This window comes from Endozoicomonas sp. ALC020 (genome assembly GCF_049275935.1).
GTDB lineage: Bacteria > Pseudomonadota > Gammaproteobacteria > Pseudomonadales > Endozoicomonadaceae > Endozoicomonas_A.
Genome location: NZ_CP184830.1, coordinates 2,031,370 through 2,048,625, shown reverse-complemented (window position 1 = coordinate 2,048,625; position 17,256 = coordinate 2,031,370). Strand labels below are relative to the sequence as shown.

Here is a 17,256-nt window from a genome sequence, read left to right as displayed (position 1 = left end):
ATGACATGGGTTGTAGGAAAAGGGCACCTGTTTCTGATGTTTCCTGCTGTTATTTGCCCTGACTGCTGTCTTCATGCGTTCATTGAAAAGTAATGAGCTCAGGCTAAGAGATTCAAAGATTTTTCCGGGGGCGGTGAACCATGTCGTTTTGCCGTGGTTTTTTGCTTTTTATTTTTTCCCCGGCAGGTAACGCAGAGAGAACTCTGAATGATCAAGAGACTATTGTTAAGAGCTAATCATGAGAGCTGATATCGTCATTCTTGCTGCTGGTCAAGGCAGCCGTATGAAATCTAACCTTCCCAAGGTTCTTCATCCCATTGCCGGTAAACCGATGCTGGAGCATGTCATTCTCAGTGCCCTGCAAACCCAGCAAGTGATTGGCAAGGGTGAAATTCATGTCGTGATTGGTCACGGTGCAGACAAGGTAAAAAGTGCCCTGGGACACTATGACCTGAATTGGGTTGAGCAAACAGAGCAGCTTGGGACAGGTCATGCTGTTCAGCAGGTTGTACCAGGTTGCGAAGGTGCTGATGTCGTGCTGGTGCTCTATGGTGATGTGCCGCTGATACATTCCTCTACGCTGCAATCCCTGCTGGCCGCCAGTAACGGTGAGCGTCTGGGTCTGCTGACCATCAATCTGGCTAACCCATCAGGCTATGGTCGTATTGTCCGGGATGATACTGGCAGTGTGCTGGCTATTGTTGAAGATAAAGACGCAACGCCTGAACAGCTGGCTATAAACGAGGTGAACACCGGTATCATGGCCATTCCCGGCAGCAAGCTGGGTGAGTGGGTCATGGGACTGGATAACAACAATGCCCAGCAGGAATATTATTTGACGGATGTCGTGTCTAAAGCCGTGTCTGAAGAGACCCCCGTGGTGCACGTTCAACCGCAAAAGGCTACCGAAGTCGAGGGAGTCAACAGCCGGGTTCAGCTGACAGAACTGGAGCGGGCTTTCCAGCAACAGCTGGCTAACGCCATGATGACCGGCGGTGTCACCATTATTGACCCTGCCCGGCTGGATATTCGTGGTGATGTCAAAACCGGCAAGGATATCCTGCTGGATGTCAACGTGATTCTGGAAGGAGAAGTCGAGATTGCCGATAACGTAGTCATTGAGGCTGGCTGTATCATCCGCAATTCCAGAATTGGTGAAGGTGCTGTCATCAAAGCGCACTCGATTCTTGAGGATGCAGAGGTAGCCGCTCACTGTGAAGTAGGTCCTTTTGCACGACTGCGTCCGGGTACTCAACTGGCAGAAAATGCCAAAGTGGGCAACTTTGTCGAAATCAAAAAGGCATCCATCGGTGAGGGCAGCAAGGTCAATCATCTGACCTATATAGGCGACGCTGAAATAGGTGCGGGTGTCAACGTCGGAGCGGGTACCGTGACCTGTAACTATGATGGGATTAACAAACACAAAACCGTCATTGAAAATAATGCTTTCATCGGTACCAACAGTTCACTGGTTGCACCGGTTACTGTTGGTAAAGGTGCCACTACAGCGGCGGGTTCAGTGATTACCCGGAACCTGGACGAAGACCAACTTGGGGTAGCCCGGAGTCGTCAGAAAAACATTGACGGCTGGCAGCGTCCCACCAAAAAGAACTGAATATCAGGCAGAACACAAATCAAAGGTAGAAAATTATGTGTGGCATTGTCGGTGCTGTAGCGCAGAGGGATGTGGCGCCCATTCTGTTAGAAGGTTTACGTCGTCTGGAATATCGCGGATATGACTCTGCAGGTGTCGCCATCATCGCTGCCAGTGGTGAACTTCAACGACTTCGCAGAACCGGAAAGGTCTCCGAATTGAGCGAAGCGATCAATGAGTCTCAGGTGCCTGGTGGCACAGGTATTGCGCATACACGCTGGGCGACCCATGGAGAGCCCAATGAGCGCAACGCTCATCCCCATGTCTCTGGCGAAGATATCGCTGTGGTTCATAACGGTATTATTGAGAACCACGAGTTACTGAGGAACTATCTGGAGCAAGAGGGCTTCACCTTTGTCTCTGACACAGACACAGAAGTTATTGCCCATCTGGTCAGCCACGAACTGAAAAGTACTGACAGCCTGATCGCCGCCGTTCAGGCAGCTGTGCCCCGGCTGGAAGGTGCTTATGGCATGGTCGTTATGGATCGCAAAGACCCGGAGCGGCTGGTGGTTGCCCGTTCTGGCAGCCCACTGGTCATTGGTCTGGGACTGGGTGAAAACTTCATTGCCTCCGATCAGTTGGCGCTGTTTCCGGTGACTCGTCGTTTTATTTTCCTGGAAGAAGGTGATGTGGCTGAAGTGACCCGTACAGAGGTGTCTGTCTTTGATACGGATGGCAAAAGCATTACCCGTGCCGCCAGAGAAAGTAATCTTGAGCACGATGCCGGTGACAAGGGGCCATACCGGCACTACATGCTCAAAGAAATTCATGAGCAACCCGATGCCATTGCCAACACACTGGAAGGCCGACTGGGTGAGACAAAGTTGAACCTCGACATACTGGGTAAAAACGGTATCGAACTCCTCAATAAAACCAAAGCTATCCAGATTGTTGCCTGTGGCACCAGTTACCATGCCGGCATGGTAGCCCGTTACTGGTTTGAGGAGCTGGCCGGAATCCCCTGTCGTGTAGAAATTGCCTCAGAGTTCCGCTATCGCAAATTCTTTGTGCCTGAAGACTGTCTGTTCGTCACACTTTCCCAGTCAGGAGAAACGGCCGATACTCTGGCAGCTCTGAAACTGGCTAAAGAGATGGGTTACATGGCTTCCCTGAGTATTTGTAATGTTCCGGGTTCGTCCATGGTTCGTGAATCTGATATGGCCTTGATGACCCGGGCCGGAGCTGAGATCGGCGTCGCCTCAACCAAAGCCTTCACGACTCAGCTGGCCGCCCTGCTGATGCTGGTAACGGCCATTGGTCGCCACACCGGAATGACCGAAGAACAGGAGACTGAAGTCGTCAAAGCCCTGAGAGAATTGCCTCATATCATCAGCAGTACGCTGGAAATGAGCAGTGAAATTGAAGCGGTCGCTGAAGATTTTGCCGACAAACATCACAGCCTTTTCCTGGGGCGCGGCACTCAATACCCGATTGCCATGGAAGGTGCGCTGAAGCTGAAAGAAATCTCCTACATCCATGCAGAAGCCTATGCGGCGGGTGAATTGAAACACGGTCCATTGGCTCTGATTGATAACGATATGCCCGTAATTGTGGTGGCACCCAACAACGACCTGTTGGAAAAGCTGAAATCCAATATGGAAGAAGTACGCGCCAGAGGTGGCCAGCTGTTTGTCTTTGCAGACCGCCATGCCCGTCTGGTGGCAGGCGACGGAATTAAGGTATTGCCATTAGAGACAGCACCGGAAGTCGTTGCTCCCATTCTCTACACTGTACCTCTGCAACTGTTGTCCTACTACGTAGCCATTATCAAGGGAACGGATGTCGATCAGCCTCGTAACCTGGCCAAGTCTGTGACGGTGGAGTAGTCTGGACTGTTGCCCGTTTTGTTGTTGTCGGTGGACATTAAAGTTTGGTAAATCACATTCCCCCCGTGTCAGGATAGATGTCGCCTCTTTTGATTCATGACTCTCAGTAACCGAGAGTATTGAGAAAGAGGCTGTTATATCGGACTGAGTGTGCTGTTCATGGATCAGCATATTTCACCGGCTGTCTACACCAGCGGTGGTCAGGCCGGTGATTATGTTTATCGGCCCTGACCTGGCTTCTACTGCCGGTGGGTTAGTATTAGCTGACTTTTCTGCCACCGATACAATTGACGATGAGTCTCAATTTTTAAACAGAACGGCGTAATTCGGATTAGAGTTCAATTTTTTTTCAAACTTGCCAACATCTATAGCAGGTTCATCTTGATTGTCTTTGATATTCACTAACTCACGAAATGTTCCAAGACCAAGTTCATCAATTAACAGATCAACGATTTCATAATTTATTCTATAAAAGGAAAATAATTTGTGCAGAGGTGTGCAGCCATTGTTGTCTTTTAGTTTGAGTAACTCAACCAGATCAATGCGATCTGTTTTTGTCCGGCATAGGCGCTGCAGAATATTTTTTTGTGTTGATCCAGCCCTCGAGCGACGTATTCCTCCTTCTGCATTCAAGAGTACATGTAAAGGGGTTGAGCCATCGTTTTCCGAATGACTTTGCAAAAACGAGGTTAATCCATAGATTTTATCCAGCCATTCAACTGTATCAATCATATTTTTCTTATCTACGTAATTTTCACTAATAAGATTGCTCCTGAAAATAATATGCAATAAATTTTCACCAGTCTTCGGGTCTGTTTTTTCAAGAAAGGCTTTGCCTGAACCCTCTGGTCTTTCCACGATTGGCTCAAGGATATCTTTATAAACAAGCAAGTATAAATTATTACTCCCACCCAGTTCAGGCAAAAGCCACTCTCTTATCTGCTCCAGTGTCATCATTTTAATGATCTTCTGAAATATCGGCCTACTCAACATCATTTCTTTTTTGGCACTTTCACTTTCAAAAAAAAACGTCCCCCAGGGATAACGTTCATCAGGGCTATTGATCTCAAGCCAAGCAGTAGTAAACCGTTCCAGGATCTGAATCAATGGGCTTTGCTCTCCGTTCAACGGACTTAAAGCCCACTTGACAAAAGCATCTTTATCACCCCTATTCTCCTGTACCATAAGTAACGGCAAATGATTTTTCCCGGGGTATTTTTTTGTATAGAAGCTATGTTCAAATATATATGTAATAGCGTCTGTACATTGAGATGGGGTTGTTTTGCTGAAATCAGCTTCTGTAAGCTTCTTACCCTGCTTGTAGAGGTTTGCTAAAAAATATTTATAATGATCTTTAGACACATCCTTTATTAATTGTGAATCCCTGATTTGGCTTAGGTAATAAGAGGCATCTTTCATGCGATCAGCTTTTGATGCAATCTTATATAATTCAGCCGCGAGTAGATCCCGTTCGGTTCCGCTGTCGGTATCTGTCAGCATTTTGTTGAACCATTGCAGACTAACTCCTTTTTCCAAAATGTGCTGGAACAGGTTTTTTTGGTGTTTTGACCTGTAAAGTAAGAGTTTAATTCGTAATTGCGGGTCAGTAATCTGTGTCCAGAGATATTCAGCCAGTGACATATTTTCTTTGTTCAAGGCAACTACTATTGGATTTCGCTCTTGCTGTCTGAGTGCTCGATCGCTACTCACGGCAGATTGCTCCCAAATATTTGCATCACCAATAACCAGTTGATTCCGTTCGCTGGAATGCATATCACGTATTATGTCTTTCACCTCATCACTGTGAAAAATTTGATTGTGGACTAACAGCTGTTGAAATACGGAATCGCCTTTTGCATTGGGCAAAGACAATACTTTAAATCTCAATAATGCAGATTGGATTAACTTGACAATACGCATAACAGTAACTGAATGATTTATTTCAAAGCACTTGTGCAACAGTGACTTGCCCGTTTCCACTTCCCATTTACAAAGTTCAAAAAGCTGGTTATCACTAAGTTTTGCCGCAATTAATTTTAAAAATTCCCAGCTGTGTACGTTTTTACAGGCCGTCAGAAAAACAGACTCATTCTTTTTGCCGGCAAATCTGAGCGCATCCAAAAAATCTTGATCATGCAGAAAATCTGACAGATAATTTAAACGCTCCCAGTATTTCTTATTACTTAGAGCCTTTCCTAGCACGTAATTCCCAAAATTAACAAACATGAACTGTAACAAGCTTTCATCAATATCGGGACCACCCTTCAGGAGTTTTTCTATCAATTCCCTGTTTTGTGTGAGAGCGGTATAAAACAGATATGTACTTTGATTATAAAGGCAGGCATATGCAATAGGAGGAGCATGATTATTTACCTTAAGGGTTACCATTTCCAGAAGTGTTTCCCTACCTAATTTCTGCTCCAGCTGCTTGAATAGTGACTCTTCTATAACGGAGCTGGCATAATGCAATAGTGTCAGACCATTATCGACAGACTTTAAAAGCATAATCCGCAATTCTTCCGTACTCAGCCGGTCAAATAAACACTTGAAAAAAACTTTGTTTGCCTCGGATTCCCTGGCTGCTTGCAAAAGTAAACTGGCGTGATTCTTGGTATAATGTTTAGTTAGAAAAGATCTAGGGGCTTCAGCCATCAAAAGGCTTTTGATCTGATCTTCTCTAAGTGCATATAATTGTTTCTCAAGTGTTGGATGGTCATTTTCTTGCAAAGATTCATAGATTTGCCCGAAACAATCAAACCAAGGCCTTATTGTTTCGGTGTTATTGCTTTCAGAATGGGGTCTATAATCAAGCCCGGTAGCCGGTATTTTAACAATCTCTTCTGCAGGCATGCATGCAGCACTTGAACTTTGCAGCTTGGCCAGTCGGGTATCTGCCAAGGATAAGTCCAGCATATCCACCTTCCTTTCTAAGCCTGTTTCTGCATAAGGCTTTGATGAAGTCATACCTTCTGGTTTAGTATTTGGAACTAACTGCTCATTTTTGAAGGGTAAAACTTTAGATTCTGGCATTTTTTTAGAGATTTTACCGCTCTGTGAATGATCGTCTGTAGAATTTGTCATCCTTTTTCGAGCAGTTTCATCTAAGACGAACTGAGAATTGGTTGATTTAATAGTATCCATAAGAATTATCTCCTTTTCTTGTGTATAAAATAACTAGATATAGCAATCGAGCCTTGTAACCACGCTATTGTTCGGCAATCTGTGTACCAACGTGGCATTGGTGCTCCTCGCAATACCAGCTATTACTGTTCGTTTCCTTGACATGCTCATTACGGCAGTTAGAAAGCAGGACAATAGTATTTGACAGTTACAATGGCTTTTAGTTCCCTGGAATTGAATTCAGCAGCATTTTTATGTAAGTGCTCATTTGAGGACGTCTTCAAAAATCACAACCTGACTGCCAGACTTTCTCCTGCAAACAACGCAGGAGATGCGAAACATGAATCAACCGACAAGAAGCGCTTGAAATTGCAATCGCTTTGCTTTTTGGGTTGCTGAACTGACGGAGTTTTTCAAGATAGATGTCGCCTCTTTTGATTCATGACTCTCAGTAACCGAGAGTATTGAGAAAGAGGCTGTTATATCGGACTGAGTGTGCTGTTATGGATCAGCATACTTCACCGGCTGTCTACACCAGCGGTGGTCAGGCCGGTGATTATGTTTATCGGCCCTGACCTGGCTTCTACTGCCGGTGGGTTAGTATTAGCTGACTTTTCTGCCACCGATACAATTGACGATGAGTCTCAATTTTTAAACAGAACGGCGTATTTTGGATCAGAGTTCAATTTTTTTTCAAACTTGTCAACATCTATAGCAGGTTCATCTTGATTGTCTTTGATATTCACTAACTCACGAAATGTTCCAAGACCAAGTTCATCAATTAACAGATCAACGATTTCATAATTTATTCTATAAAAGGAAAATAATTTGTGCAGAGGTGTGCAGCCATTGTTGTCTTTTAGTTTGAGCAACTCAACCAGATCAATGCGATCTGTTTTTGTCCGGCATAGGCGCTGCAGAATATTTTTTTGTGTTGATCCAGCCCTCGAGCGACGTATTCCTCCTTCTGCATTCAAGAGTACATGTAAAGGGGTTGAGCCATCGTTTTCCGAATGACTTTGCAAAAACGAGGTTAATCCATAGATTTTATCCAGCCATTCAACTGTATCAATCATATTTTTCTTATCTACGTAATTTTCATTAATAAGATTGCTCCTGAAAATAATATGCAATAAATTTTCACCAGTCTTCGGATCTGTTTTTTCAAGAAAGGCTTTGCCTGAACCGTCCGGTCTTTCCACGATTGGCTCAAGGATATCTTTATAAACAAGCAAGTATAAATTATTACTCCCACCCAGTTCAGGCAAAAGCCACTCTCTTATCTGCTCCAGTGTCATCATTTTAATGATCTTCTGAAATATCGGCCTACTCAACATGATTTCTTTTTTGGCACTTTTACTTTCTAAAAAAAGCTTCCCCCAGAGATAACTTTTATCAGGGCTATTGATCACAAGACAAGCAGTAGTAAACCGTTCCAGGATCTTAATCAATGGGCTTTGCTTTCCGTTCAACGGACTTAAAGCCCACTTGACAAAAGCATCTTTATCACCCCTATTCTCCTGTACCATAAGCAACGGCAAATGATTTTTCCCAGGGTATTCTTTTGTATAGAAGCTATGTTCAAATATATATGTAATAGCGTCTGTACATTGAGATGGGGTTGTTTTGCTGAAATCAGCTTCTGTAAGCTTCTTACCCTGCTTGTAGAGGTTAGCTAAAAAATATTTATAATGATCTTTAGACACATCCTTTGTTAATTGTGAATCCCTGATTTGGCTTAGATAATAAGAGGCATCTTTCATGCGATCAGCTTTTGATGCAATCTTATATAATTCAGCCGCGAGTAGATCCCGTTCGGTTCCGCTGTCGGTATCTGTCAGCATTTTGTTGAACCATTGCAGACTAACTCCTTTTTCCAAAATGTGCTGGAACAGGTTTTTTTGGTGTTTTGACCTGTAAAGTAAGAGTTTAATTCGTAATTGCGGGTCAGTAATCTGTGTCCAGAGATATTCAGCCAGTGACATATTTTCTTTGTTCAAGGCAACTACTATTGGATTTCGCTCTTGCTGTCTGAGTGCTCGATCGCTACTCACGGCAGATTGCTCCCAAATATTTGAATCACCAATAACCAGTTGATTCCGTTCGCTAGAATCCATATCACGTAATATGTCTTTCACATCATTATTACTGTAAAAAAAATCATTTTCGACTAACAGCCGTTGAAATACGGAATCACCTTCTGCATTGGGCAACGACAATACTTTAAATCTCAATAATGCAGATTGGATTAAATGGACAATTCGCATAACAGTAACTGAATGATTTATTTCAAAGCACTTGTGCAACAGTGACTTGCCCGTTTCCACTTCCCATTTACAAAGCTCAAAAAGCTTGTTATCACTAAGTTTTGCCGCAATTAATTTATAAAATTCCCAGCTGTTTACGTTTTTACAGGCCGTCAGAAAAACAGACTCATTCTTTTTGCCAGCAAATCTGACTGCATCCAAAAATTCTTGACCAATCAGAAAATCTGACAGATAACTTAGGCGCTCCCAGTATTCCTCATTATTTAGACCCTTTCCTAGCACGTAATTCCCAAAATTAACAAACATGAACTGTAACAAGCTTTCATCAATATCGGGACCACCCTTCAGGAGTTTTTCTATCAATTCCCTGTTTTGTGTGAGAGCGGTATTAAACAGATATGTACTTTGATTATAAAGGCAGGCATATGCAATAGGAGGAGCATGATTATTTACCTTAAGGGTTACCATTTCCAGAAGTGTTTCCCTACCTAATTTCTGCTCCAGCTGCTTGAATAGTGACTCTTCTATAACGGAGCTGGCATAATGCAATAGTGTCAGACCATCATCGACAGACTTTAAAAGCATAATCCGCAATTCTTCCGTACTCAGCCGGTCAAATAAACACTTGAAAAAAACTTTGTTTGCTTTGGATTCCCTGGCTGCTTGCAACAGTAAACTGGCGTGATTCTGGGTATAATGTTTAGTTAGAAAAGATCTAGGGGCTTCAGCCATCAAAAGGCTTTCGATCTGATCTTCTCTAAGTGCATATAATTGTTTCTCAAGTGTTGGATGGTCATTTTCTTGCAAAGATTCATAGATTTGCCCGAAACAATCAAACCAAGGCCTTATTGTTTCGGTGTTATTGCTTTCAGAATGGGGTCTATAATCAAGCTCGGTAGCCGGTATTTTAACAATCTCTTCTGCAGGCATGCATGCAGGACTTGAACTTTGCAGCTTGGCCAGTCGGGTATCTGCCAAGGATAAGTCCAGCATATCCACCTTCCTTTCTAAGCCTGTTTCTGCATAAGGCTTTGATGAAGTCATACCTTCTGGATTAGTATTTGGAACTAACTGCTCATTTTTGAAGGGTAAAACTTTAGATTCTGGCATTTTTTTAGAGATTTTAACGCTCTGTGAATGATCGTCTGTAGAGTTTGTCATCCTTTTTAGAGCAGTTTCATCTGAGACGAACTGAGAATTGGTTGATTTAATAGTATCCATAGGAATTATCTCCTTTTCTTGTGTATAAAATAACTGGATATAGCAATCGAGCCTTGTAACCACGCTATTGTTCGGCAATCTGTGTACCAATGTGGCATTGGTGCTCCTCGCAATACCAGCTATTACTTTTCGCTTCCTTGACATGCTCATAACGGTAGTTAGAAAGCGGATAACGGTATTTGACAGTTACAATGGCTTTTAGTTCCCTGGAATTGAATCCAGCAGCGTTTTTATGTAAGCGCTCATTTGAGGACGTCTTCAAAAATCACAACCTGACTGCCAGTCTTTCTCCTGCAAACAACGCAGGAGATGCGAAACATGAATCAACCGACAAGAAGCGCTTGAAATTGCAATCGCTTTGCTTTTTGGGTTGCTGAACTGAAATATTATGACTATCGTGTTTTTTCTCTACTTGTTTGGATTTATTCATGGGATTGTCCTCTTGCTGTATAGAAAAAAGTTAGAGGCAAGCGGATGAAATTGGCAATGGCTATCACAATGATAAAAAAGCTGTATTCAAATTATTGCAGTGCTGGACGCTAACAGTTTTTAATCAATATCTGATAATAAGGCCGCGTTACCCATGCCTATGGTCAGGCTTTTTCTGGTCGCGACTCAGGACGTAATTTCTAATTATTATTTCATGATCTACCACGGAGTTAAGGTTGATGAAAATCATTGTGTATAACAAGAAAAATAGTGAACTTTGGACTTCAGCCTTCAGGAATGCTTTTCCTGATGCAGACGCACGTCATAAAATTAATTATGAAAAAATTAAGCACTTCTGCTTTTTTACAGCTACCCTTCGAACTCATATAAATTTCAGAGAAATCTGAAAGCAGCAGAATTTAAACAGATAAAAAACACAACCCGTAGACTGGTACGAAACTCCGTCGTATTTCTGAGAAATCTCCTTGACCAGTTGTTCAGTATTATATCGCTATGTGTTGATTCATGACCTTAGTTCAATGCTGGGTTTGTGAAGCGTTGCTAGCACATTGCAGCGAATCAAATGCTAATCCGTTTCAATCTGTCTAAAACATCAAGAGGGGACTTTCTTTAGCTGTTAGCTGAAGTTGACTAAACATAAATAGTAAATTCGGAGCCATTTAAAAAATGAATAATTTAGCCAGATGTATGGCATTAATTTTAATTTTGACTGCACTTCCATTCGCTGCAAGTGGAAATACTGAAACACTCATTACAGTCAATCAAAATCCGGTAGGTACTACTCTTTCGAGTCAGAGAATACCTCATTTATTAAAAGCTCAGACCCACCTTCTGCTACACCAGGATTCTTACACAATGGCACAGCAGATACTGGCCACACTGAGAACTTCTGCGTCTCTTGTGGGGGTCGCATTTTTACCCTACTACATAGCCGCCGTCGGCGAGGTTGTTCTCAGGCAGCCGTCAGCAGGCAGTCACTCTTATATAACCGATTTTTTCGCAGTATCTGCAATGACATTGGAGTCTCAGATCAGGGCATTTTTTATACTGATCAACCTGAAATTTTATTTTAACTATCTGACCAGTACGCTATCTGAATATGTGGATAGAGAAAACAAAATCCTTGCCTGTGACGCACAACTTCCCCGCAAAGGCATTATGCCTGTCTATCCTGAGCACCCCTGGCTGGCCAGTCATTATTATCAGCAGGTTGTATTCCCCGAAGATCAAAAGCCTTTCCTGGAAATCAATGTTCTGAATAATACCGGAAACAGTGCTGAAATTGATCCGCCTGAAGATATTCCGGAATGGGTCAACTTATATCAAACGCTTTCTGACAACCGTATGGATAAACTGACTATCCAAATTCAGGGGATCAATAATAACCTGTTAAAACTTATGATGAGTGGCGATCAGGTTTCTGAGGAAATAAACTTGCTTATTGACGCTGAAGCGGATGTTCAATGGGACTTAGAGACAATCACAACCCTCTGCTCACACTTTCAAGAGGATAAGGTTTACAGCCTCTTTCATGGACAAACCTTAAAGGCTGTTAACCGGGCCATTGAAAACACAATGTCAGGCAATACCGCTGAAAGGGAGGTTTTTTCCCCACCTTTAACCGATGTTTTAAAAAGTCAAAAAGGCGCTGCGGTAATCGGCCTGAGTAGTAGCCAGAATAACCCGGTATCACGACTGGTTTACTCTGATCATGATCTTTTTACCCATCATCCGGGCTTTTTATTGCTCACTGACTCAAGTCAACATTCAGAGAATCTGTTTTCACTGGCTCTCAGTACGACATCAGATAGACTGGCTACGGGGATTTCGTCGCAAAAAATCTGGAGGCAAGATCATATCAATGACCTGATGTCATTACTCCAAATGGGAACCGGGCACTTGTTCTATCACTCCACGAATACCTATCTGGCAAGGTCGTCTAACTTTGGCGCAACCCCATCACCTCAACAGAGCAACTCCTTTAAAAACAGCCTGTCAAATGTTCGGGAGTCGACGACACAATTATCGAAACGCTCGGCAGTGCCTGTTTTTTTTAGATCATTGACACATAATTTCAAAGAGATGGCAGAAGCAGGCAAATCGCCTCTGCGCAACAGACAGCACAGGCAGGATGTTTCAGAAGCTGGAGTAGATAGTGGCATAATCGCTGGTAGCCATGTCGCCACTCCACTGGTTTCAGGGGAAAGGACAGTTAATAAACATATAAAATATGGTGATAAATTTATAATGGTAAGCCATTTATTTGATGAAGATCTTTTAAAAATGGTCAACGAAGAAGTAGACAAAGATCGCCGATTGTTTGATGCCGATTTTCTGAAAAGCGAGATTGATAAATCCACCGCTTTTGAATTTGAAATACCAAAGAATGATGTTTTTGATCGTATCTTAGTCAGCTTTCAGCGCGCTAACATACGGCATTCAACGCTTTTGCATTCCAGGAACCAAAACTTAATTAGTCATTTTGATGAAAATGGCAAGATAAAAGAAAAAGAAGCGTTCAAGAAAAATATTATTCATACTCGTTCAGAAGCTGTTAAAGAGCTATGCTGTCAGGCATTGGAAAAAATGGCTGATTCATTAGATTGGTCAGGTAAAAAAGTTGAAAATATAAAGTTTTGGATAATTCGCTATCCCTCAATCAATGCTGACAGCTTTGAAGGGTTCTTCTTCACTCCCCGGAACGTTGTGGATATGCCTTGGCATCGCGACAAAGGGCTGGCAAGTCTGGTCGTACAGTTGAATGACAACGATTGTGAGATTGAATATTCAGGCGGTGGGCTTAATATTGGCCAGTCTTCAAGCCCTGAGTTTGCTGTTGACTCGCCAGATGAAGGTACGAAAGAAACACATCGTTATAAAAGAAATTGCGGTTTTATCTTTACTAACAGGAAGGGGTTGGTTCACCAATGTGAAGATATAGACTTTAAAAGCAGTAATGGTCAGAAAAAAGTGGCAGAAAAACGCATAATGGCTGTATTAGCTGATGACTGGTAACCACAAAAGCTGTATGGCGAAATCACCCGCACCTTTAATCAGTAATGGCGAGTCTCAGCGAACCTATCTTGTTGTGGCAGGAGCCGGCTGTGAGGTCAGGCTCATTCGATCATCAATCCTTCTTCCGAAGTTCAGTGATTTCCACTTGGTTAAGGTCACTGAAGGTCAATATATATCGGCCATCGGCGCTGATGTTGGCTGATCTGGACGCTATCTCATGTTGAACAGTGGCTTTTTTTACCCATGATCCATCGGGCCCAAGACTATAAATGTTCGCCATATTGTCATCACTGGCGGTTGTTATAACATGGCATCCATCGCCACTAAAGGCGGCTCGTTGAACCGGACCTTTGTGGTGAATGGTGGCTTTTTTTACCCAGGATTCAGTGGCCTCCAGACCATAGATTTTTGCTGTGTGATCGTCACTGGTGGTCACCAGGTGGCGTCCATCGGCGCTGAAGTCGGCTGACTTGACTGACTCATTGTGTAAAATGGTGGTCTCTCTTACCCATAATCCAGGGGCCCTCTGGCCATAGACCTCTGCCGTACCATCTCTGCTGGCGGTCACCATATGACTGCCATCGGCGCTGAAGTTGGCTGAGTAGGCCTCCTCATAGTGAGAAATCCTGACTATTTCTTTCCATGACCCATTGGCCTGTAGGACACAGATTTTTGCCGTACCATCTTTACTGGTGGTTGCCATATGGCGACCATCGGCGCTGAAAGTGGCTGAGGTGACAAAATAATTATGGGAAATGGTAGACTTTATTTCCCAGAATCCGTCGTCTCCCTGACCGTAGATTGTCGTATTGTTATTTGTATCGACAATCAACACATAACGGCCATCGTAGCTTAAACTGGTTGACCTGGCTGGACAATTATGCTTGATAGATTCTTTTTCTTCCCATGATCCATCGTCTTTCTGACTACAGATTTTCATTATGGCATCATAACCGTTAGTCACCACATGGCGACCATTAGCACTAAAGGCCGCCCACTTGACTGAAATTTTATGGAGAATGTTGGCTTTTATTTCCCATGATCCATCGTCCTCCAGACCATAGATTTTCACTGTGCAATCCTTACTGGCGGTCACCACATGACGGCCATCGGAACTGAAGGCGGCTGATCTGACCGCTTTGTTATGGTTAATAGTGGCTTTTAGTTTCCATGATCCATCGTTCTCCCGGCCATGGATTTCCACCACTTCAGCGACAGTGGCAATCAGTGCATGGCGACAATCAGCGCTGAAGGTGGCCGACATGACAGTGTGACATTTGCTCATTTCGGCTGTTTTCACCAGGTAAAATTCTTCACATTGAGACATCAGTCTACTGTTGTTGAAAAGAAGCAGAGCAGGAAAATAAGCCTTATATTGATGTTTTATGAGTGACTCGACAGTGTCCTCATTGGCAAACGGCTTCAACCAATCACGGAGCTGTTGTTCATCTTTCGTCGATGCGATGGTCTTTAGTTGATCCTGGCGTGGTGAAGGAAACCGGCGGTACCAGGCTCTTTCCAGAACTTTCTCTCTTTCAACAAAATCGCGAAGACATTTGCATACTCTTGCTAAACGGGTAATCTCTCGAAAACTCAAATAGCGAATAATCATAGATCTTGTTTCGTTGGGCAAATAGAAGAATGAAGATTGATTTTGGTTATATACACTAACGCCCCTGCCGGCACTGACACCTGTTGGTGTTTCCTCCAGTGAAAGCTGTTCAGGTGTTGGTGAGAGTGATCCGTTAATGCCGGAATGGCTTTCAATGGGCTCCATGCCTGATTTCTCCGTAGCTCTATAGTTGGTATTCATCCTTGCCTGGAAAGGACATTCGAAATTGATTCGATCTATTAGAGTCGGTTTGGTTATGGAAGTTCAAAATATTGAACAGCTTATTCCTTCTTCCTTAGTTCAGTCATTTTCGTCGTGATATATTCATCGACGGTCAACACATGTCGGCTATCGGCGCTGATGATGGCGAATCTGAGCTTCTCCTTGTGTCGAATAGTGGCTTTTTTTACCCATGATCCATTGGCCCCTGGTCCATAAATTTTTGCCTTTTTGTCACCTATGGCGGTCGTTACGACATGGCAACCATCAGCACTAAAGGCGGCTGGTCGAACCCAGCCTTTGTGGGCAATGGTGGCTTTTTTTTTCCATGATCCGGAGATCTCCCGGCCATAGATTTTTGCCCTGTGATCTTTACTGGTGGTCACCAGGTGGCGGCCATCGGGACTAAAGTTAGCTGAGATGACTGATTGTTTGTGTTTAATGGTGGCCTCTTTTACCCACGACCCGGGGGTCTCTTGACCATAGATTTTTGCCGTACCATCTTCACTGGCGGTCACCAGATAGCTGCCATCTGTGCTGAAGGTGGCTGAGTAGACCACATCATCATGAGAAATTTTGACTATCTCTTTCCATGATCCATCGGCCTGCAGGGCACAGATTTTGGCCGAACAATCTTCACTGGCGGTTACCAGATGACGTTCATCGCCGCTGAAGGTGGCTGAGTAGACAATACCCTCATGAGTAATGGTGCCTTTTACTTTCCATGATCCATCTTCCTCCTGACCATAGACTGTGGCATTTCTATCAAAACCGTCGACCAGCAAATGACGGCAATCGGCGCTCAAGCTGGCTGAGGTAACCGGACCATTATGTTTGATAGTGGCTATTTCTTCCCATGATCCATCGGTCTTCAGACCATAAATTTTCATCGTCTCATCCATACTGGCAGTCACCAGATGGCGGCCATCAGCACTGAAGTTGGCCGATCTGGCCGAAAATTTATGGGAAATGATGGTCTTTACTTCCCATAAGCCATCGTCTCCCAGACCACAGATTCTCGATGTGCGATCATAACTGGCGGTCACCAGATGCCTGCTATCTGGACTGAAGGAGGCTGATCTGACCCAATTCTCATGGGAAATGGTGGCTTTTGTTTTCCATGATCCATCAGTCTTCCGGCCATAGATTCTCACCTTACCCATACTGGCGGTTACCAAGTGGCAACCATCGGGACTGAAGGCGGTTGTGGTGATCTGGTAATTAAGGTTATTTTTTTTTCTGGTCACCCTGTGAAATTTTTCACATTGAGACATCAGCTTACTGTTGATGAAAAGTAACTGAGCAGGAAAATAACTGCTCTTTCGTTGTTTTATGAGTGACTTGACCGTGCCTTTATTCGCTAATGGCTGCAACCAATTACTGAGTTGTTTCTTATCTTTTGCTGTAACGATAGTCTTTAGTTGATATTGGTGTGCTGAAGGAAACCGGCGAATCCATGCTCTTTCCAGAGCCTTATTATTTTCAACATGATCACGAAGATATTTGCATACCCTTACTAAACGGGTAATCTCTCGAAGACCCAAATAGCGAATGATCATAGATTTTGTTTCGTCGGGCAAACGGAAGAATGAAGATTGATTTTGGTTATATACAGCCACGTCCCTGTCGGCACTGACACCTGTCGGTGCTCCCTCCAGTCGAGGTCTCTTGGGTGTTGGCGAGAGTGAACCGTCATTGCTGGACGTGTTGTTCAAAGGGTTCATGCCGGGCTTCTCCAGAGCTCCAATGTCAGTATTTATCCTTGCTTAAAAAGGTCATTCAAAATGGATTCGATCAGTTAGAGTCGGTTTTATAATGAAAGTTCAAAATACTGAGGTCAGTGTAACCAAGAAAAAAACAGCCCTGATC

The 17,256-nt window shown here is 43.6% G+C and carries 8 protein-coding genes; 3 read left to right on the top strand and 5 right to left on the bottom strand.

Features of this window, described 5'->3' with window-relative positions; all coding sequences use genetic code 11:
- Positions 1 to 238 precede the first annotated feature (238 nt).
- Both glmU and glmS read left to right on the top strand, forming a co-directional pair.
- A complete protein-coding gene (glmU, locus tag ACOJUO_RS06890; protein WP_422135998.1) occupies positions 239 to 1,615 on the top strand; it encodes a bifunctional UDP-N-acetylglucosamine diphosphorylase/glucosamine-1-phosphate N-acetyltransferase GlmU in 1,377 nt (458 codons plus the stop codon).
- Positions 1,616 to 1,650: 35 nt separating this feature from the next.
- Positions 1,651 to 3,483, top strand: coding sequence for a glutamine--fructose-6-phosphate transaminase (isomerizing) (gene glmS, locus ACOJUO_RS06885; RefSeq protein WP_422135997.1), 1,833 nt, complete (start codon positions 1,651 to 1,653; stop codon positions 3,481 to 3,483).
- 300 nt (positions 3,484 to 3,783) lie between these two features.
- Here the strand turns inward: glmS and ACOJUO_RS06880 are convergent, their stop codons facing one another.
- The 3 genes from ACOJUO_RS06880 to ACOJUO_RS06870 form a co-directional block, all read right to left on the bottom strand.
- The gene (locus ACOJUO_RS06880; RefSeq protein ID WP_422139361.1) at positions 3,784 to 6,624 is read right to left on the bottom strand and encodes a hypothetical protein; all 2,841 of its coding nucleotides are present in this window, start codon (positions 6,622 to 6,624) and stop codon (positions 3,784 to 3,786) included.
- Positions 6,625 to 7,247: 623 nt separating this feature from the next.
- Positions 7,248 to 10,091 carry a hypothetical protein gene (locus tag ACOJUO_RS06875; RefSeq protein WP_422139360.1) on the bottom strand — a complete coding sequence of 948 codons (2,844 nt, stop codon included), beginning with the start codon at positions 10,089 to 10,091 and terminating at the stop codon, positions 7,248 to 7,250.
- A gap of 64 nt (positions 10,092 to 10,155) precedes the next feature.
- Positions 10,156 to 10,353: a hypothetical protein gene (locus ACOJUO_RS06870; protein ID WP_422139359.1), complete on the bottom strand. Its 198-nt coding sequence runs from the start codon at positions 10,351 to 10,353 to the stop codon at positions 10,156 to 10,158.
- A gap of 1,043 nt (positions 10,354 to 11,396) precedes the next feature.
- Here ACOJUO_RS06870 and ACOJUO_RS06865 point away from each other — a divergent pair.
- The gene (locus ACOJUO_RS06865) at positions 11,397 to 13,556 is read left to right on the top strand and encodes a hypothetical protein (protein ID WP_422139358.1); all 2,160 of its coding nucleotides are present in this window, start codon (positions 11,397 to 11,399) and stop codon (positions 13,554 to 13,556) included.
- 112 nt (positions 13,557 to 13,668) lie between these two features.
- On the opposite strand, the gene ACOJUO_RS06860 is transcribed toward ACOJUO_RS06865, so the two are convergent.
- Positions 13,669 to 15,333 carry an F-box/WD repeat-containing protein gene (locus tag ACOJUO_RS06860; protein ID WP_422139357.1) on the bottom strand — a complete coding sequence of 555 codons (1,665 nt, stop codon included), beginning with the start codon at positions 15,331 to 15,333 and terminating at the stop codon, positions 13,669 to 13,671.
- Between the two features lie 116 nt (positions 15,334 to 15,449).
- Positions 15,450 to 17,111, bottom strand: coding sequence for an F-box/WD repeat-containing protein (locus ACOJUO_RS06855; protein WP_422139356.1), 1,662 nt, complete (start codon positions 17,109 to 17,111; stop codon positions 15,450 to 15,452).
- Positions 17,112 to 17,256: the final 145 nt, after the last annotated feature.